This window comes from Franzmannia pantelleriensis (assembly GCF_900102875.1).
In the GTDB taxonomy this organism is placed as follows: Bacteria; Pseudomonadota; Gammaproteobacteria; order Pseudomonadales; family Halomonadaceae; genus Franzmannia; species Franzmannia pantelleriensis.
Map to the genome: position 1 here is coordinate 34,489 of NZ_FNGH01000005.1, position 17,574 is coordinate 52,062.

General features: G+C 65.1%; 19 protein-coding genes. 17 read left to right on the forward strand and 2 right to left on the reverse strand.

What is annotated here, in order from left to right; all coding sequences use genetic code 11:
• Positions 1–10 precede the first annotated feature (10 nt).
• Positions 11–997 carry a LysR family transcriptional regulator gene (locus tag BLT16_RS07320; protein WP_089657887.1) on the reverse strand — a complete coding sequence of 329 codons (987 nt, stop codon included), beginning with the start codon at positions 995–997 and terminating at the stop codon, positions 11–13.
• 330 nt (positions 998–1,327) lie between these two features.
• Here BLT16_RS07320 and BLT16_RS07325 point away from each other — a divergent pair, with 330 nt between their 5' ends.
• The 5 genes from BLT16_RS07325 to BLT16_RS07345 all read left to right on the forward strand — a co-directional run bounded on the left by BLT16_RS07325 (position 1,328) and on the right by BLT16_RS07345 (position 5,386).
• Complete coding sequence (locus BLT16_RS07325) at positions 1,328–2,080, forward strand: 5-oxoprolinase subunit PxpA (RefSeq protein WP_089657888.1); 753 nt, start codon at positions 1,328–1,330, stop codon at positions 2,078–2,080.
• Positions 2,077–2,781 (forward strand): 5-oxoprolinase subunit B family protein, encoded by a 705-nt coding sequence (locus BLT16_RS07330; RefSeq protein WP_089657889.1) that lies wholly within the window; start codon positions 2,077–2,079, stop codon positions 2,779–2,781. The genes BLT16_RS07325 and BLT16_RS07330 overlap by 4 nt, the downstream gene beginning before the upstream one ends.
• Entirely contained in the window at positions 2,778–3,716 is a 939-nt protein-coding gene (locus tag BLT16_RS07335; protein ID WP_089657890.1) for a 5-oxoprolinase subunit C family protein, read from the forward strand. The genes BLT16_RS07330 and BLT16_RS07335 overlap by 4 nt, the downstream gene beginning before the upstream one ends.
• 193 nt (positions 3,717–3,909) lie before the next feature.
• Entirely contained in the window at positions 3,910–4,665 is a 756-nt protein-coding gene (locus BLT16_RS07340; protein WP_089657891.1) for an ABC transporter ATP-binding protein, read from the forward strand.
• On the forward strand, positions 4,658–5,386 hold the full coding sequence (locus BLT16_RS07345; RefSeq protein WP_089657892.1) for an ABC transporter ATP-binding protein: 729 nt from the start codon (positions 4,658–4,660) through the stop codon (positions 5,384–5,386). The genes BLT16_RS07340 and BLT16_RS07345 overlap by 8 nt, the downstream gene beginning before the upstream one ends.
• Before the next feature lie 6 nt (positions 5,387–5,392).
• On the opposite strand, the gene BLT16_RS07350 is transcribed toward BLT16_RS07345, so the two are convergent.
• On the reverse strand, positions 5,393–6,238 hold the full coding sequence (locus tag BLT16_RS07350) for a helix-turn-helix transcriptional regulator (protein WP_245701524.1): 846 nt from the start codon (positions 6,236–6,238) through the stop codon (positions 5,393–5,395).
• 121 nt (positions 6,239–6,359) lie between these two features.
• Here BLT16_RS07350 and BLT16_RS07355 point away from each other — a divergent pair, with 121 nt between their 5' ends.
• From BLT16_RS07355 to BLT16_RS07410, 12 genes are all read left to right on the forward strand, one after another.
• Positions 6,360–7,592 (forward strand): ABC transporter substrate-binding protein, encoded by a 1,233-nt coding sequence (locus BLT16_RS07355; RefSeq protein WP_089657894.1) that lies wholly within the window; start codon positions 6,360–6,362, stop codon positions 7,590–7,592.
• Positions 7,593–7,675: 83 nt separating this feature from the next.
• Positions 7,676–8,563 (forward strand): branched-chain amino acid ABC transporter permease, encoded by an 888-nt coding sequence (locus tag BLT16_RS07360; RefSeq protein WP_089657895.1) that lies wholly within the window; start codon positions 7,676–7,678, stop codon positions 8,561–8,563.
• A 2-nt stretch (positions 8,564–8,565) separates the two neighbouring features.
• Positions 8,566–9,564 (forward strand): branched-chain amino acid ABC transporter permease, encoded by a 999-nt coding sequence (locus BLT16_RS07365; protein ID WP_089657896.1) that lies wholly within the window; start codon positions 8,566–8,568, stop codon positions 9,562–9,564.
• 34 nt (positions 9,565–9,598) lie between these two features.
• Entirely contained in the window at positions 9,599–10,426 is an 828-nt protein-coding gene (locus tag BLT16_RS07370; protein WP_089657897.1) for a phosphoenolpyruvate hydrolase family protein, read from the forward strand.
• A gap of 25 nt (positions 10,427–10,451) precedes the next feature.
• Positions 10,452–10,886 (forward strand): SRPBCC family protein, encoded by a 435-nt coding sequence (locus BLT16_RS07375; protein WP_089657898.1) that lies wholly within the window; start codon positions 10,452–10,454, stop codon positions 10,884–10,886.
• 9 nt (positions 10,887–10,895) lie between these two features.
• On the forward strand, positions 10,896–12,116 hold the full coding sequence (locus BLT16_RS07380) for a Tm-1-like ATP-binding domain-containing protein (protein ID WP_089657899.1): 1,221 nt from the start codon (positions 10,896–10,898) through the stop codon (positions 12,114–12,116).
• 23 nt (positions 12,117–12,139) lie between these two features.
• On the forward strand, positions 12,140–12,946 hold the full coding sequence (locus BLT16_RS07385) for a phosphoenolpyruvate hydrolase family protein (protein WP_089657900.1): 807 nt from the start codon (positions 12,140–12,142) through the stop codon (positions 12,944–12,946).
• 70 nt (positions 12,947–13,016) lie between these two features.
• Positions 13,017–13,874 (forward strand): branched-chain amino acid ABC transporter permease, encoded by an 858-nt coding sequence (locus tag BLT16_RS07390; RefSeq protein ID WP_176817185.1) that lies wholly within the window; start codon positions 13,017–13,019, stop codon positions 13,872–13,874.
• Positions 13,871–14,845, forward strand: a complete 975-nt coding sequence (locus tag BLT16_RS07395; protein WP_089657902.1) for a branched-chain amino acid ABC transporter permease — start codon at positions 13,871–13,873, stop codon at positions 14,843–14,845. The genes BLT16_RS07390 and BLT16_RS07395 overlap by 4 nt, the downstream gene beginning before the upstream one ends.
• Positions 14,842–16,089 (forward strand): ABC transporter substrate-binding protein, encoded by a 1,248-nt coding sequence (locus BLT16_RS07400; RefSeq protein ID WP_089657903.1) that lies wholly within the window; start codon positions 14,842–14,844, stop codon positions 16,087–16,089. The genes BLT16_RS07395 and BLT16_RS07400 overlap by 4 nt, the downstream gene beginning before the upstream one ends.
• Positions 16,082–16,846 (forward strand): ABC transporter ATP-binding protein, encoded by a 765-nt coding sequence (locus tag BLT16_RS07405; protein ID WP_218124425.1) that lies wholly within the window; start codon positions 16,082–16,084, stop codon positions 16,844–16,846. The genes BLT16_RS07400 and BLT16_RS07405 overlap by 8 nt, the downstream gene beginning before the upstream one ends.
• Entirely contained in the window at positions 16,839–17,555 is a 717-nt protein-coding gene (locus tag BLT16_RS07410) for an ABC transporter ATP-binding protein (RefSeq protein WP_089657904.1), read from the forward strand. Before BLT16_RS07405 ends, BLT16_RS07410 begins: the two co-directional genes overlap by 8 nt.
• Positions 17,556–17,574 lie beyond the last annotated feature (19 nt).

Below are 17,574 nucleotides of genomic sequence, written 5' to 3' on the forward strand. Positions count from 1 at the left end.
GACCTCTTGTTCATGTTGATGGTCGTACGGGGTGAGTGTTGGACGCCGGAGCGGGATGCACCCAGCGTACCGCGAAGGCGGGATCCGCCATGTCCTTGCGACGACCCTCGGCGTAGGCCTCAGCGCACTGCTGAGCCAGCTGCCCGACGCCGCGACAGAAGCGCGGATGATTGGCCGTGCGCCAGATCACATCGTAGTGCATGGCCGGCAGCGGGACCGGCAGCGCCAGGCGATACAGCGCGCCGCGGCGCCATTCGTCGAGCACCGTGGACACCGGCAGGGCGCCGATGCCCAGACCTTCCATGGTCATTCGGGCGATGGTCATCAGCGTATTGACGCTGTGAATGCGTGGCTGAGCAAGACCGCGGTCGGCGAGGTAATCGACCAGTTCCTCGTAGGGTCTAGCCCGCTTTCCGAACGAAATGAACGGCAGGCAAGTCATCCAATCCTCGGGATTGCTGCCGAGCCGTTCGGCATGCTGCGGCGATACGAACATACCCATTTCATAGGGGTTGAGTGGCATCTGGTCGATCTGATCGGCCGCCAGATAGCCGTTCATCGCCAATAGAATATCCAGCTCATTGTTGATCAGGCGCTGATTGACCGCCGGTGAATAATCCACCGTCAATTCGATGGTCAAGCGTGGATAGCGCTCAGTGAGTTGACGCATGAAGTCGGGAAACCAGCTGTGGGCGATGGTCTCGATGGTGCCCAATCGCAGCGGCGCGGAGAACGCCTCTTCGCTATCGAACAGCTTCATTGCCTCGTCGCGCTGCTCGAGCATGTGCTCGGCATGCAGAAAGAACTCGCGACCGCGCATGGTAGGCTGAATGGGGCGCATCGAGCGCTCCAGCAGCAACTCGCCCACCGTGCTCTCAAGGCGTGAAATACGTTCCGAGACGGAGGGCTGAGTCAGGTGCAGCCGTGAGGCCGCCTTGCGAAAGGAGCCTAGTCTGACCGCCCAGACGAAAGCCTCGAGTTCCTTGAAGTCGAGCATAATCGCAGGCTCGTCTCAGGCCTTCGGGTATGAATTTGGAGAGGGAGAGCCTACTGAATTCATCTGTCACTCCATGGCTAGCGCTAAACAAGAGGATACTTGACTGACACCTCATCGCTCGCGCTTGTTGTTGGTCTTGTGAACACTCACGCCAGTAAATTGATAAGCCTATTGCATTGCAACGTCAACCATTTTTCCACTCAATAACAACATGATAGGAGATACCGATATTCAATATCGCCAAAAACGATTGGCACTCAACAGGGCGAGTAAATATATTGGAACTCGCGCCGCAAGAAACATCCCTCTTCAATAATAATAGGAGTCCTCATGGCCATTCCCCTGCTCAACTGCGACATGGGCGAGAGCTTCGGCAACTGGCGCCTGGGCATGGACGCCGATGTCATGCCCTACGTCGACTGCTCCAACATTGCCTGTGGGTTCCACGCTTCCGACCCCCATGTGATGCGCCGTACCGTAGCGCTGGCCGCCAAGCATGGCGTCAGGATCGGCGCCCATCCCGGCTACCCCGACCTGATGGGCTTCGGCCGCCGCTCCATGGCCTGTACGCCTGCCGAAGTGGAAGACCTGGTGCTCTACCAGGTCGGCGCACTGGCCGGCATCTGTCAGGCCGAAGGCACCCATCTGCACTACATCAAGCCCCACGGTGCGCTCTATAACGACATGGCTGGAGATCCGGCCCTGCTGGAGGGCGTGATGCGCGCCGTGCATGCCTACGACCCCGAGCTGCCGCTGATGCTGATGTCCACCGCCGACCCCGCGCCAAGCCGCGAGCTGGCCGCGAAAGTGGGCGTAACGATCTGGTTCGAGACCTTCGCCGACCGCGCCTACGACGCCAACGGCCACCTCGCCTCGCGGCGCTTGCCCAATGCCGTGCATCACGACCAGGCGACCATCGTTGCCCAGGCCGTGGCACTGGCCAAGGGCGAGCCGCTCACCGCCCTGGACGGCACCGTGCTGCAGCTGCCCAGCGACACCCTCTGCGTACATGGCGACAACCCCGAGTCAGTGGCGGCAGTGCGCGCCATCCGCGAGGCCTTCCAGGCGCTGGAGAAGGCGTGACCCCGCGTATCGACACCACCGCCATGGACGCCTTGATGGTGCGATTGTTCGACGCCATCGACGAGCGCAACATGGCCTGGATCATGGCCGCCGACCGCGCCCTGCGCGACGCCTTTGGCGATGCACTGATCGATCTGGTGCCCTCCTACACTACCCTGCTGGTGCACTACGACTGCCAACGGTTGGGTCACGCAGCGGCACGCGCACGCACGCTGCAGGCCCTCGATGGCCTGCAGCCGGCCGATACCCAGAGCGGACAGCTGCACGAGATCCCGGTGTGGTACGACGAGAGCGTCGGTCCTGAACTGCCGCGGGTCGCACAGCGCGCCGGGCTCGATGTCGAGACCCTGATCGCGCGCCACTGCAGCCACGACTACTGCGTGTTCGCGCTGGGCTTTGCGCCCGGCTACGGCTTCATGGGATTGGTTGACGAGGACCTGGCCACCCCGCGGCTGGAAACGCCGCGGCGCAAGGTCGCCGCCGGCAGCGTGGGTATCGCTGATCGCCAGACGGCCATCTATCCGCTGCTCTCACCCGGCGGCTGGAATATTCTCGGCCGCACCGCAGTACCGCTGTTTGAGCATGCCCGCCGCGGCGAACCGCTGCTGCTTCCCGGCGACAAGGTCCGCTTCAAGGCCATCTCGCGCGCCGAGTTCGAAGCCGACGGTGGCGACACTACGCCGCTGGAGGAGCGCCCATGAGCCAGGCCACGACCGGTATCGTCGTCAAACAGACCGGCCCGCTGGCGCTGGTCCAGGACGCCGGACGTTTCGGTATCCGCCACCTGGGCGTGACCCAGGGCGGCGCCGCCGACTGGATCTCGTTTCGCTGGGCCAACTGGCTGCTCGGCAACCCTCTCGACAGCGCCGCACTGGAGATCGTCATGGGCGGCGGCCTGACCCTCGAGGTGGAGCGCGCCACGCGCCTGGCCCTGGCCGGCGCCGACCTCGCCGCGACCCTCGACGATGTGCCCCTGACGCCAGGCACCAGCTTCAGCGTGCGCGCCGGCCAGCGGCTGGTGTTCCGCCAGCCGCTGGCCGGGCTGCGTGCCTATCTGGCGTTCCCCGGCGGCCTCGACGCGCCGCAGGTGCTGGGTAGCCGCGCCTGCACCGCACGCGAACGGTTGGGTGGCCTACACGACGATGGCCAGCCGCTGATCGCCGACGATCGCCTGACCTGGCCCGGCGAGGCACCCGCTGAGCGTCGGCTGACCAAGGGCCAGGGGACACGCATGCCCGAATCAGGCTGCCGCCTGTCGCTGGTGCCCGGCGCGCAGGTCGCCCACTTCAGCGGCGTCAGCCTCTACCGCGCTTTCAATTTGCCGTGGCAGGTCGACAACCGCGCCGACCGCATGGGCGTGCGGCTCACCGGACCTGCACTGCGCTGTTCGCTGCGCGGCATGGTCTCCGAGGGCATTCCGCTGGGCGCCGTTCAGGTGCCCGCCGACGGCCAGCCTATCGTGCTGCTCAACGACCGCCAGACCATCGGCGGCTATCCGCGCCTTGGCGCCCTCACCCCCAGCGCCTGCGCCGCCCTCGCCCAGTGCTTGCCGGGTACCGAAGTGCGCCTGGCGCCCCAGAGTCCCGGCCAGGCACAGGAAGCGCATCTGCGCCAGCTGGCAGCTTGGCAAGACTGAAATCTTATCAACTTTTCAATTAGTTAGAGGATAGAGAGAAAGACGGCTCACAATATGGATGTGGGTTCTGGATAGTTTGTCGTGTGCTATGGTCATGGCGTGAAGGCCGTCTATGACCCATAACTGACTAGCCGGGCGAGACGTCTCGGCAGCCAGTATGCACCTTATAACGACAACAGCGGCGGAGCCTGCGATGCCAGAGGCAATCATCGAGACCACCGGCCTGACCAAGAGCTTCAAGGGGTTCAGGGCGGTCAACGACATTTCCTTTCAGGTGCTGCCGGGCACCATTCACGCCATGATCGGCGCCAACGGCGCCGGCAAGACCACCTGCTTCAATCTGCTCACCAAGTTCCTGCGCCCCACCAGCGGCCAGATCCTGTTCAAGGGTCGCGATATCACCACCCTCAAGCCCGATCAGATCGCCCGCCTGGGCCTGGTGCGCTCGTTCCAGATCTCGGCGGTGTTCGGCCGCCTGACCGTGCTGGAGAACGTCAAGCTGGCGCTGCAGCGTCACCGCGGCGAATCCTACGATTTCTGGGGGTCGCACCGCCGTCTCGACCACCAGCGTCAGCGCGCCGAAGCGCTGCTCGACGACGTCGGTCTGAGCGATGTAGTGGACACCCCTGCCGCCGAGCTGCCCTACGGCCGCAAGCGCGCCCTGGAGCTTGCCACCACCCTGGCGCTGGACCCGCAGGTGATGCTGCTCGACGAACCGCTGGCCGGCATGGGCACCGAAGACGTAGGCCGTATCGCCGCCCTGATCCGACGAGTGGCGGAGGGCCGTACCGTGCTGATGGTGGAGCACAATCTCGGGGTGGTGGCCGAGCTGTGCGACCGCATCACCGTGCTGGCGCGCGGCGAGATACTGGTGGAGGGTGACTACGCCACGGTGTCCAAGGATCCGCGCGTCATCGAATCCTATATCGGAGGTGCCGCCCATGGCTGAGCCAGCCCGCGACTCGCAACCCGCCACGATGCTCAGTATTCGTAACCTCAACGCCTGGTACGGCGAGAGTCACGTGCTCCACGGCATCGACCTCGAGGTGCCCGAAGGTCAGGTGGTAACCCTGCTGGGGCGCAACGGCGCCGGCAAATCCACCACCCTGAAGTCGATCATGGGCCTCGTGCCCCGGCGTGAGGGCAATATCCGCCTGCAAGGCGCCGAGACCATCGCCCAGCCGCCCTTTCAGATCGCCCGGCAGGGGATCGCCTTCTGCCCCGAGGACCGCGGGATCTATGCCACCCTCGACGTACGCGAGAATATCGAGTTGCCGCGGCGCATCAATGCCAACGGTCTCACCACCGAGCAGATCCTGGACCTGTTTCCCAACCTGCGTGAGCGCCTGCACAGCCCCGGCTCCAAGCTCTCCGGGGGCGAGCAGCAGATGCTGGCGATTGGCCGCATCCTGCGCACCGGGGCGCGCTTTCTGCTCCTCGACGAGCCCACCGAAGGCCTGGCGCCGGCCATCGTCGAGCAGATCGGCAACACCATCCGCCACCTCAAGGAACAGGGCTACACCATCCTGCTGGTAGAACAGAACCTGCGCTTCGCGATGTCGCTGGCCGACCACCACTATCTGGTCGACCACGGCCAGGTGGTAGCCAGTTACGACCGCCAGAGCATCGAGCAGAATGCCGATGCGCTACTGGCCCAGCTCGGCGTGTGACCGCCATCACTCCTGGCTGTGGTGTCGAAAGTGCGACGGCGAAACGCCCTTCATGCGCTTGAAGGTCTTGGAGAAAGCGAACGGACTCTGATAGCCGACCCGTACCGCGATCTCCTCCACCGGCAAGCTGCTGGTGGCCAGCAGATGGGCGGCGTGCTGCATGCGCAGCTGGGTCAGCTGCTGCATGGGGCTGCGGCCGAATACCTTGCGGCTGATGCGCCGCAGATGCTCGCTGCTGACATGGGCTATCTCGGCCATTTCCTCGATGGTCCAGTGCTTTTCCAGGGTCGGTATCACCGCATCGAACACCGCCACGATGCGCGTGTCCCGCCGCCAGGGATCGGCGAAGCGCGAGATATAGCGCTCGATGGTGTCCCCCCACATCTCGCAGCTGGCAGCATCGCCCTGGCCGTGAAATACCTCACTGTAGAGCCCCAGGATGGCATGTTTCATCGGCTCGGGATCGAAATGCTGCATGATCGGCGCAATGGTGCCTACCACCGAGCGCGGCGCGCTGGGCAGATAGCGCACCCAGCAGTACTGCCAGCGGCTACCGGGGACGGCGTGGAAGGCATGCAGGCCATGGGCAGGGGCGAAGGACATCATGTTGCGGCGCATGGTGCACCAGCCGCCGTCGAGCAGCATGCGCCCCTCGCCGCCCAGCGAGCCGTGAATATAGGCGCCGCTGAGTCGTGTGCGCACGATCCGGTAAGGCACGGCGGCATCGCCGACGCCGACGTGGGAGATATGCCGATCGCGCAGCGCCTGGCAGTCATCCACGCGCACGATCCACTGCCGAGTATCGCCGCCAACAATGTGGGTTTCGGATAGGTAGTCGTGCTCTGACGCCATGGCGGGATCACTCATTTTGGCCCTTACTGATAACAGCAACACATAACAGAAACCGGTTGATTAACGCCAACTATAACAACAACGCCACACAACAATAGCTCTCAGAGCACAGGAGAATACAATGCCAGCCAAGATCCCTTTTAAAACCTTCGCCCTGTCGTCGATGGTGCTCGCCATGGGCGCCGCATCCGGTGCCATGGCCAGCAACGGCTTTTCCGACGACGTAGTGCGTATCGGCGTGCTGACAGATATGTCCGGTATCTACACCGACCTCTCCGGCGAAGCCGCGGTCGAGGCGGTACGCATGGCCGTCGAGGACTTCGGTGGCGAGGTCGGTGGCGTCCCCATCGACGTCATCTACGGTGACCACCGCAACCGCGCCGATACCGGCGCCAGCCGCGCCCGTGAATGGTACGACAGCGACGGCGTCGACATGATCAACGACCTCTCCAACTCCGGGGTTGCCCTGGCGGTAGCGGCGGTTGCCGAAGAGCGCCAGCGCCACGCCATCGTCAACTCGTCCTCCAATATCGGTCTGACCAACGACTACTGCTCGCCCTATGTGACCCACTACACCTACGACGCCCACTCGCTGGCCCACGGTACCGGCAAGTCGATCGTCGAGGACGGCGGCGATACCTGGTTCTTCCTGACCGTCGACTTCGCCTTTGGCATCGGGCTCGAAGAACAGGTCTCGGAGGTGGTGCGCGAGGCCGGCGGTCAAGTCGTGGGGGCGGCCCGCCACCCGCTGGATACCACCGACTTCTCCTCCTACGCCCTGCAGGCCCAGGCCTCGGGCGCCGAGATCATCGGCATCGCCTCGACCGGCGCCGATGCCATCAACGCCATCAACGCGCTGGCCGAGTTCGGTGTTACGCCCGGCCAGCGCCCGGCGGCCCTGCTGCTGTGGTACGACGACATCGTCAGCCTCGGCCTGGAGACCGCTCAAGGCCTGATGCTCACCAATGCCTTCTACTGGGACGCCAACGACGAGACCCGCGAGTTCTCCGAGCGCTTCTACGAGCGCACCGGGCGCATGCCCAACATGGCTCACGCCGGCAACTACTCTTCCACCATGCACTACCTCAACGCCGTGGAAGCCGCGGGAACGGACGACCCGGACGCGGTCTCCGAGCAGATGCGCGAACTGGAAATCAACGACTTCTTCGCCAGCGGCGGCTATATCCGCCCCAATGGCCGCATGGTCCACGACCAGTACCTGTGGGAGGTCAAGTCGCCAGACGAGTCGGAGTATGACTACGACTTCCTGCGCCTGCTGACCACCATCCCCGGTGAGGAAGCCTTCCAGCCGCTGGAAAACAGCACCTGCCATCTGCTTGACAACGACCAGTAAGTGACGCCGCTGCCCGGGGACTCCCCCGGGCAGCACCGTGATACCGACCGTCGTCCCTTTGTTCTCTCTGTGAGCAGTCAATCATGGATATCTTCGGTGTACCCATTCAGGCCCTGATGGGTCAGCTCATGCTGGGTATCGTCAACGGCTCCTTCTATGCCGTCCTGAGCCTCGGCCTGGCGATCATCTTCGGCGTGCTCAAGATCGTCAATTTCGCCCACGGTGCCTTTTTCATGCTGGGTGCCTTCACCGCCTTCCTGCTGGCCCAGCACCTTGGCGCCAACTACTGGACCACCCTGCTGGTGGCACCGCTGGCCGTCGCACTGTTCGGCATGCTGTTCGAGTGGCTGTTCCTGCGCCGGCTGTACGGGCTCGACCCGATCTACGGCCTGCTGCTGACGTTCAGCCTGGTACTGGTGCTGGAGGGCGGCTTCCGGGTCGCCTTCGGCTCCTCCGGCCAACCCTTTGCCACTCCGGAAGCGCTGCGCGGCACCCTTAACCTTGGCTTCATGATCCTGCCCATGTATCGCGGGTTCGTGATCGTCGCGGCACTACTGGTGTGCCTGGTGACCTGGTTCGTGATCGAACGCACCTCGCTGGGCGCCAACCTGCGCGCCGCCACCGAGCGCGCCGAATTGACCCAGGCCTTCGGCATCAACGTGCCGCGTCTGGTGACCCTGACCTACGGCGTCGGCGTGGGCCTGGCAGCGTTTGCCGGGGTGCTCGCCGCGCCGATCTTTCACGTCAATCCATCGATGGGCTCGAGCCTGGTGATCATCATCTTCGCGGTAGTGGTCATCGGCGGGTTGGGGTCGATCATGGGCGCCATTGTCACCGGCCTGGGGCTGGGCGTGGTGGAGGGCTTCACCCGGGTGTTCTACTCGGAGTTCTCCTCGACCATCGTGTTTCTGGTCATGGTGCTGGTACTGCTGCTACGCCCGGCCGGTCTGTTCGGCCGAGAGGAGGGCTGACCATGCAACTTCGCTCCCTGACCTGGCCGCTGCTGATCGTCGGCCTGCTAGCGCTGCTGGCGGTGCCTTTCTTCCCACAGCTGGTGTACTCGGTGTTCATCATGAAGACGCTGTGCTTCGTGCTGTTCGCTTGCGCCTTCAACCTGCTGCTGGGGCATACCGGCATTCTCTCCTTCGGCCACGCCGCCTTCTTCGGTAGCGGCGCCTATGTCACCGGCCAGCTGGTCAAGGCCTATGGCGTGCCCACCGAACTGGGGATTCTTGCCGGCGGCCTGGTGGCTGCGTTTCTGGGGGCAGTGATCGGCGCCCTGGCGATTCGCCGCAGCGGCATCTATTTGGCGATGATCACCCTGGCGATATCACAGCTGGTGTTCTTCTTCTTTCTACAGGCGCCCTTCACCGGCGCCGAGGACGGACTGCAGCGGATTCCACGCGGCACCTTTCTGGGGGTACTCGACCTCAACAACGATACCGCCCTCTACTACGTGGTGCTGGGCATCGTCGGCGCCGGCTTGTGGGTCGTGTGGCGCACCGTCAACTCGCCGTTCGGCCAGGTAATGCGGGCGATCCGCGAACACGAGCCGCGCGCCATCTCGCTGGGTTATCCGGTGGCCCGCTACAAGGTGCTGGTGTTTGCCCTCTCCGCAGGCCTGTCGGGCATCGCCGGCTCGCTCAAGGCGATCATCTTCCAGCTGGCAGCACTTTATGACGTCCACTGGCACACCTCCGGCGACGTCATCCTAATGACCCTGCTGGGCGGCATGAACACCGTGTTTGGCCCCGCCGTGGGCGCGGCCATCGTCTCCACCCTCAACCACTACCTGGACCCGTTCGGTGCCTGGGTCACGGTGATCATCGGCGTGGTGTTCATGACCTGCGTACTGATGTTCCGCCAGGGCGTGGTGGGCGAGCTAGGCAAGCTGTTGGCGTCACGTCGGTCGCCCACAGCGCCGCCTGACACGACGCCTCACGCCAGCGCGCATGCCGATAGCCACCGCTGAACCCTACTCGAACCTCACAACCAAGGAGGCCAGCATGGCCCAGCTCGATAGAACCACCCTGATGGCCCGCTTTCGCGACATGGCCGCACGCGGCCAGCCAATCATCGGCGGCGGCGCCGGCACCGGCATCTCGGCCAAGTGCGAGGAGGCCGGCGGCATCGACCTGATCGTGATCTACAACTCCGGGCGCTACCGTATGGCCGGCCGCGCATCCTCTGCCGGCCTGCTGGCCTACGGCAATGCCAACCAGATCGTCCAGGAGATGGCGCTGGAGGTGTTGCCGGTGGTCAAGCACACCCCGGTCCTGGCCGGGGTCAACGGCACCGACCCCTTCGTAATCATGCCCAAGCTGCTGCGCGAGCTTAAGGACCTGGGCTTCTCCGGGGTGCAGAACTTCCCCACCGTGGGCCTGATCGACGGCACCTTCCGCATCAGCCTGGAGGAGACCGGGATTACCTACGCCGACGAGGTGGAGATGATCCGCCAGGCCCATGAGATGGACATGCTGACCACGCCGTATGTGTTCTCCGCCGAGGAGGCAGTGGCGATGACCGAGGCCGGCGCCGACATCATCGTCGCGCATATGGGGGTCACGGTAGGCGGCACCATTGGCGCCGCCTCGGCCAAGACACTCGACGAGTCGGTGCGGCTGATCGATGAGTGGGCGGCGGCGGCGCGCGAGGTACGCGACGATGTGCTGGTGCTGTGCCACGGCGGCCCCATCGCCACCCCCGAAGACGCCGCCTATGTGATGCGCGAGAGCAAGCTATGCCATGGCTTCTACGGCGCCTCGAGCATGGAGCGCCTGCCTACGGAGATCGCGCTCACCGAGCAGATCCGCCAGTTCAAGGCCATCTCATAAGCCACACCATAACAAGGAGCACACCATGACCCGCGTCTATGTCAGTGCCGTCATGCCGATCAGCCTGGAACAAGCTTGGCGCGTACTGCGCGACTTCAACGGCCTGCCCGACTACCACCCGTTCTTCGCCAAGAGCTATATCGAGGACGGCAAGCCCGCCGACCAGGTGGGCTGCGTGCGCCACTTCCACGACCACGACGGCAACGCCATCCGCGAGGAGTTGCTGTCGCTCTCCGACCGCGAGCATCTGTGCTGCTATCGGATCCTCGACGCCCCGGCGCTGCCGGTGCGTGGCTATGTGTCGGAGATGCGCCTCAAGCCGATCACCACCAGCGGCCACTGCTTCGGCGAGTGGTGGGCGGAGTTCGAGGTCGACGACGCTGACCATGATGACGTGGTCCAGCGCGTCGGCGACACCTTCCGCCTGGCCTTCGAAGGGGCCGCCGAGCGCGCCAGCTAGGAGGCACTCATGCAACCCATCGCCTATCTGATCGGCACCTGCGACACCAAGGCCGGCGAACTACGCTACCTGCGCGAGCGCCTGACGGCCGCCGGCGTCGCCAGCTGCGTCGTCGATGTCGGCACCCGAGGCGACGCCCAAGGGGTCGCCGACGTAAGCGCCGCCGAGGTGGCTACCTGCCACCCCGAGGGGGCCGCCGCGGTGTTCGTCGACGACCGCGGCCGCGCCGTGGCGGCCATGGCAGAAGCACTGCGCCATTGGCTGCCGGGCCGTCAGGATCTCGGTGGCGCGCTGGGGATCGGCGGCTCCGGCGGTACCGCGCTGATCGCCCCGGCGCTGCGCGAGCTGGATATCGGCGTGCCCAAGCTGCTGGTCTCGACCATCGCCTCCGGCAACGTGGCGCCCTATGTCGGCCCCAGCGACATCGCCATGCTCTACTCGGTCACCGACGTGGCTGGCCTCAACCGCATCTCGCGGCGGGTACTCGGCAACGCCGCCCATGCCCTGGCCGGCATGCTGCAAGGCCAGGTGCCCGAGGTCGCCGAGGACAAGCCGGCCATCGGCCTGAGCATGTTCGGGGTGACCACGACCTGCGTCAATCAACTCAGTAGTGCTCTCGAGGCCGACTATGACTGCCTGGTGTTCCACGCCACCGGCACCGGCGGTCGCTCGCTGGAGAAGCTCGCCGACAGCGGCATGATCGCAGGCCTGCTCGATGTCACTACCACCGAGATCTGTGATCTGTTCATGGGCGGCGTATTCAGCGCCGGCGCAGAGCGCCTCGACGTCATCGCCCGCAAAGCACTGCCCTATGTCGGATCGGTGGGGGCGCTGGACATGGTCAACTTCGGCGCACCGGACACGGTGCCGGCGGCCTATCGCCAGCGCCTGTTCTATGAGCACAACCCGCAGATCACCCTGATGCGCACCACCGCCGAGGAGAATGCGCGCATGGGCCGCTGGATCGGCGAGAAGCTCAACCGCAGCCGCGGGCCGGTGCGTTTTCTACTTCCTGAAGGCGGCGTCTCGGCGCTCGACGCGCCGGGCCAGCCCTTCCACGACCCCGAGGCCGACGCGGCGCTGTTCGAGGCTCTCGAAGCCACCGTCGAGCAGACCCCCGAGCGCCGTTTGATCCGCTACCCCTTCAATATCAACGATCCCGAGTTTGCCGCCGCCCTGGTCGAGCACTTTCAGGACGTCATGACGACAGCTCCGAGGAAAGACAATTGAGACATTGGAATAGAGAAGCATTGATGACGCACTTCCAGGCCATGGTGGCACGCGGCGAGCCCATCGTGGGTGGTGGCGCCGGGACCGGCCTATCGGCCAAGTGCGAGGAAGCCGGCGGTATCGACCTGATCGTGATCTATAACTCCGGGCGCTACCGCATGGCCGGGCGCGGCTCGCTGGCAGGGATCATGCCGTATGGCAACGCCAACGAGATCGTCAAGGAGATGGCCCGGGAAGTACTGCCGGTCACCCAGAACACCCCGGTGCTGGCGGGCATATGCGGCACCGACCCGTTCGTGTTCATGGAGCCCTTCCTGGCCGAGCTCAAGGCGATGGGCTTCGCCGGCGTGCAGAACTTCCCTACCGTGGGCCTGATCGACGGCACCTTCCGCGCCAACCTGGAAGAGACCGGCATGCGCTATGCCCAGGAAGTGGACATGATCCGGCAAGCGCGGGAGGCGGGGCTACTCACCACCCCCTACGTGTTCAGCGCCGACGACGCACGTGCCATGACGGAAGCCGGTGCCGACATCATCGTCTGCCACATGGGCCTGACCACCGGGGGCAGCATTGGCGCCGAGACCGCCATGAGCCTTGACGACTGCGTGGCGGCGATCAATGACTGGGCGGCAGCGGCCAGAGCCGTGCGTGACGACGTCATCATACTCTGCCACGGCGGCCCGATTGCCGACCCACAGGATGCCGAGTACATCCTGGCCCGCTGCCGCGACTGCCATGGCTTCTACGGTGCCTCGAGCATGGAGCGCCTGCCCACCGAGCGCGCCCTGACCGAACAGACCCGAGCCTTCAAGAACGTCCGGCGGGGCTGATCGCCATGTGTTGTAACGATAATAACAGCCGACTGGCAACGCCACGCTCGATCAAATGGGAGGTGCGTCCGTGCACACCTTCTACTTTCTGACCCTCAATGGCCTGACCATGGCGGCATTGCTGTTCATCATGGCCAGCGGCCTGACCCTGGCCTTCGGGCTGATGCGCGTGGTCAACCTGGCCCACGGCGCCTTCTATCTGCTGGGCGGCTATGTCGGGGTCCAGGTGATTCGCGACACCGGTAGTCTGACGCTGGGCCTGCTGGCCGGCGGTGCCATCGCCCTGCTGGTCGGCCTGCTGATGGAACGCTTCCTGCTGCAGCGGGTGCGCGGCCTGGATCTCTCCGAGGCGCTGCTGACCATTGCCGTGGGGCTGATCATCGCCGACGCCCTGCTGGTGGTGTATGGCGGGCAGCCGGTGAGCCTGCCGTTGCCCCGCGAGCTGCGTGCACCGGTGGACCTCGGCGTGATGATGTACCCCTACTTCCGGGTGCTGATCATGGTCTTTGCCGTGCTGCTGGGCATCGCGCTGTGGCTGGTGATGACCTATACCCGCCTCGGTGCCGCCATCCGCGCCGGCGTCGATGATCGCGAAACCGCCATGTCCCAGGGCATCAACGTGCCGCTGCTGTTCGGCGGCGTGTTTGCCGTGGCCAGCTTCCTGGCCGGCGTGGCCGGCGTGGTGGGTACCTCCTACATGTCGCTGACCCAAGGGCTCGACGTGCGGGTGCTGATGCTGTCGCTGGTGGTGATCATCATCGGCGGCATGGGCTCACTCAAGGGCGCCGCGGTCGGTGCGCTGATCACCGGCATGGTGTCGAGTTTCGCCACCGGTTATCTGCCGCAGTTCGCGCTGTTCTTTCTGTTCCTGCCGATGACGCTGATTCTGGTCTTCCGCCCTCAAGGGCTGTTCGGGAGGGCTGCATGAAACGCGAATACCTGATCATTCTGGCGCTACTCGCCGTCCTCGTGGCATGGCCGCTGCTGATGGGCAACTATGCGGTCTCCCAAGCCAACCGGGCGATGATCTATGCCCTGGCGGCGCTGAGCTTCTCGCTGCTGGCAGGTCGGCTGGGCTGGTTCTCGCTGTGCCAGACCACCTTCGCCGGCATCAGCGGCTATACCGTCGCCATTCTGGGAGTGCGCTTCGGCCTGCCCTTTCCGCTGGTGGTCACGCTGGCACTGCTGCTCACCACGCTGAGCGCCGTGATCTTCGGCCTGCTGACCGTGCGCTCACGCAAGGTGGGCTTCCTGATGCTGACGCTGGCTCTGGGGCAGATGGTCTGGGCGCTGTCGTTCCAGTGGGTCGACGTCACCGGCGGCTACAACGGCATCGCCGGGGTACGCATGCCGGTGTATGGCGGTATCGACTTCAATGCTACCCGGGTCTTCTACGTACTGGTCACGACGGTCACGGTGGCGATCTTCCTCGCCGTGTGGCGATTGTATCGTTCGCCCTTCGGGCTACTGCTGCTGGGGATACAGGAGAACGAGCAGCGCATGCGCGCCCTGGGCCATCCGGTTGCCCTGGCCCGCTTCAGCGCCTTCGTGCTGGCCGGGGCCATCGCCGGGGTGGCGGGGGTCTTCCTGGTCTACGACATGGGCATCATGTCGCCGTCACCGCTGGGCCTGGGGCACGCCGTGTGGGTGCTGACCGCCGCGGTACTGGGCGGCTATCGCAGCCTGTTGGGCCCTGCTCTCGGGGTGGCCGTCCTGATCACCCTGGAAACTCTGGTAGCCCAGTACACCGACCGACACATGATGGTGATCGGCCTGGTCCTGCTGCTCTCGATTCTGCTGATGCCCCGGGGGCTGGCAGACGTGCTCGAGCAGCGTTTCAAACGCAAATCGAAGCCACAGGCTTCCGCGACAACAACAACCCAAGGAGAAGAGCCATGAAGTACGCCAAGACGCTCATCATAGGCAGCGTATCCGCCCTGGCGGTAGGCGCCACTGCCCACCTGCAAGCCGACGACACGCTGCGTATCGGGGTGATCGGCCCCACCACCGGAGTATTCTCCTTCTTTGGCGAACAGCAACGCATGGGCGTTGAGCTGGCCATGGAGGAACTTGCCGAGCGCCTCGACGCACTCAATCTAGAGGTCGAGTTCTACGACTCCCAGGGCGATGCCGAGACCACCGTCGACCGGCTGCGGGCCATGGAGTCCCGCGATAACGTCGATCTGGTGGTGGGACCGGTGCTGGGCGGCACCGGCCTGGCCGGCCTGGAGTGGGCCAAGGGTTCGGGCATGCCGACGGTGATCTCCTACTCGGCACCCGAGGACATTACCATGCGCGACCGCGCCGAAAACGTGGTGCGTGCCGGCTGGACCGGGGCACAGCCGATGTTCGCCTTCGGCGAATACGTCGCCGAGGAGCTGGGCCACCAGCGCATCGTCATGGTGGGGCAGGATTACTCCTTCCCCTACAACCAGCTGGGCGGTTTCCTCAAGGGCTTCTGCGCCGCGGGCGGGGAATCGGTGGAGCGCATCTGGCACCCCACCGGCACTTCCGACTACAGCTCCATTCTGGCCACCCTCCCGGATGGCGATGCGCTGCTCTACAACGGCGCCGGCAGCGATGGCCTGGCGTTCTTCCAGCAGTATCACGACTTCGGTATCGACGCGCGCATGCCGCTGCTGGGGGGCTCCAATTTCTTCGCCGTAGGCGACCTGCCGGAGATGGGCGAGCAGGCCATCGGCGGTCTCTCGGCGCTACAGTATGCCGAAGGCCTGGAGAGCGACACCTTCCTGGCCTTCCGCGATGCCTTCTGGGCGATGCACGGCGATGAGGTGATGCCGCTGGCCCCGGCCGAGCACGGCTACGTGGCCTTCAAGATGGCGGTGGATGCCTTCGAGAGTGCCAACGGCGGCGACCGCGACGCGGTGATTGCCGCCTTGCGCGCCACCGAAATGCCGGACGCACCGCGCGGCCCCTTCCACCTCGACGACTACGGCAACCCGGTACAGAACATCTACATCAACGAGGTGCAGGAGGTGGACGGCCGGCTGGTCAACGTGCCGATCAAGACCTACGAGAGCGTCAGCCAGTTCGGCCCCTTCGAGGCCGAGGCATACCTGGCCGGCGAACCCGACAGCCGCGACTTCCCGCCGGGCAGCTGTGCGGACCCCTACTATGACTGACGCACAACCCGAGATGAGCCCTGTGCCGGCGCTGGAGGTCGCCGGCCTGGCCAAGTCCTTCGGCTCGCTGATGGTGGCCAGCGATGTCCATCTGCGCGTCACGCCCGGAGAGCGGCGCGGGCTGATTGGCGTCAACGGCGCCGGCAAGACCACGCTGTTCAACATGATCGCCGGCGAGCTCAAGCCCGACCGTGGATCTATCGGCTTCTTCGGCGAGGATATCACCCGCGACTCGGTCATCCAGCGTACCCTCAAGGGGCTCGGCCGCACCTATCAGGTATCCACGCTGGTACCCTCGGTCACCGTCCGGGAGAACCTGGCGCTGGCCAGGGGAGACGGCCGACTGCCGTCGCTGTGGCAGCCCTGGCAGTCTCGCCTCGACGACGACCTGATGACCACCGCCGACCAGCTGGGGCTGACGCCCGTGCTCGATGAGGCGGTGGCCAATCTCTCCTACGGCACCCTGCGTCAGTTGGAACTGGCCATGGTGATGGCGCAGAAACCGCGGCTGCTGCTGCTCGATGAGCCCGCTGCAGGCCTCTCCCATGCCGAGCGCCAAGTGCTACAGGGCATTCTGCAGGATCTGCCACAGGAGGTGACCCTGCTGATGATCGAGCATGATATGGAGATGGTGCTGGCACTCAGCGATCGCATATCGGTGCTGCATCAGGGCGAGATGTTCGCCGAAGGGACGCCTGAGGAAATTTCCGCCCACCAGGGCGTACGCGATATCTATCTGGGGCGTGCCAATGGCTGACACGATGATAGGCGTCGAGCGCCTCGAGGCCCACTACGGGCTGGGCCTGGCGCTACAGGATCTGACTTTCAGCGTCGGGAAGGAGTGCGTCGCGATCATGGGCCGCAATGGGGTGGGCAAGACCACCCTGGCGCGGGCGCTGATGGGACTTACCCCTCCCCGAGCAAGCGGCTCGGTGACGCTGCTCGGGCAGCAGGTGCTCGGCTGGTCACCGCAGCGTATCGCCCACCTGGGAGTGGGCTATGTGCCTCAGGGGCGGCGTCTGTTTCCTTCGCTCAGCGTCGACGAGCACCTGCAGTTGAACACCCGCAAGGGGCCCACCGGCCAGCGCTGGACGACCAGCCGCGTGTTCGAGCTGTTCCCCTCGCTGGGCCGACGCCGCCGGGCCTACGGCGATCAGATCTCCGGTGGCGAGCGCTCGATGCTGGCCATCGGCCGCGCCCTGGTCACTAACCCGGGCTGTCTGATACTCGATGAACCTACCGAGGGCCTGGCCCCGGCGGTGGTCGAGGATGTCGCTGCGAGCCTGAAGGAGCTGAGCCGCGAGGGGGTCGCCGTGCTGCTGATCGAGCAGAACGTCAAGGCGGCGATGCTGGCGGCCGACCGCGCCTACTTCATGTCGGAGGGGCAGATCGTGCATGAGACCGCCGACGGCGAGTCGATGTCCGATGAAGCGACGCTAGGCCGCTATTTGGGCGTCTCGGTTTAAACAGGCCGCTGATGCAATG

What these genes read in the sequence shown, in the direction of transcription:
- BLT16_RS07335 (WP_089657890.1), top strand. Translation starts at nt 2,778, where the DNA reads ATGAGCCAGGCCACGACCGGTATCGTCGTCAAACAGACCGGCCCGCTG.
- BLT16_RS07355 (WP_089657894.1), top strand. Translation starts at nt 6,360, where the DNA reads ATGCCAGCCAAGATCCCTTTTAAAACCTTCGCCCTGTCGTCGATGGTG.
- BLT16_RS07375 (WP_089657898.1), top strand. Translation starts at nt 10,452, where the DNA reads ATGACCCGCGTCTATGTCAGTGCCGTCATGCCGATCAGCCTGGAACAA.
- BLT16_RS07320 (WP_089657887.1), bottom strand. Translation starts at nt 997, where the DNA reads ATGCTCGACTTCAAGGAACTCGAGGCTTTCGTCTGGGCGGTCAGACTA.
- BLT16_RS07325 (WP_089657888.1), top strand. Translation starts at nt 1,328, where the DNA reads ATGGCCATTCCCCTGCTCAACTGCGACATGGGCGAGAGCTTCGGCAAC.
- BLT16_RS07365 (WP_089657896.1), top strand. Translation starts at nt 8,566, where the DNA reads ATGCAACTTCGCTCCCTGACCTGGCCGCTGCTGATCGTCGGCCTGCTA.
- BLT16_RS07405 (WP_218124425.1), top strand. Translation starts at nt 16,082, where the DNA reads ATGACTGACGCACAACCCGAGATGAGCCCTGTGCCGGCGCTGGAGGTC.
- BLT16_RS07345 (WP_089657892.1), top strand. Translation starts at nt 4,658, where the DNA reads ATGGCTGAGCCAGCCCGCGACTCGCAACCCGCCACGATGCTCAGTATT.
- BLT16_RS07360 (WP_089657895.1), top strand. Translation starts at nt 7,676, where the DNA reads ATGGATATCTTCGGTGTACCCATTCAGGCCCTGATGGGTCAGCTCATG.
- BLT16_RS07385 (WP_089657900.1), top strand. Translation starts at nt 12,140, where the DNA reads ATGACGCACTTCCAGGCCATGGTGGCACGCGGCGAGCCCATCGTGGGT.
- BLT16_RS07370 (WP_089657897.1), top strand. Translation starts at nt 9,599, where the DNA reads ATGGCCCAGCTCGATAGAACCACCCTGATGGCCCGCTTTCGCGACATG.
- BLT16_RS07410 (WP_089657904.1), top strand. Translation starts at nt 16,839, where the DNA reads ATGGCTGACACGATGATAGGCGTCGAGCGCCTCGAGGCCCACTACGGG.
- BLT16_RS07380 (WP_089657899.1), top strand. Translation starts at nt 10,896, where the DNA reads ATGCAACCCATCGCCTATCTGATCGGCACCTGCGACACCAAGGCCGGC.
- BLT16_RS07395 (WP_089657902.1), top strand. Translation starts at nt 13,871, where the DNA reads ATGAAACGCGAATACCTGATCATTCTGGCGCTACTCGCCGTCCTCGTG.
- BLT16_RS07340 (WP_089657891.1), top strand. Translation starts at nt 3,910, where the DNA reads ATGCCAGAGGCAATCATCGAGACCACCGGCCTGACCAAGAGCTTCAAG.
- BLT16_RS07400 (WP_089657903.1), top strand. Translation starts at nt 14,842, where the DNA reads ATGAAGTACGCCAAGACGCTCATCATAGGCAGCGTATCCGCCCTGGCG.
- BLT16_RS07350 (WP_245701524.1), bottom strand. Translation starts at nt 6,238, where the DNA reads ATGGCGTCAGAGCACGACTACCTATCCGAAACCCACATTGTTGGCGGC.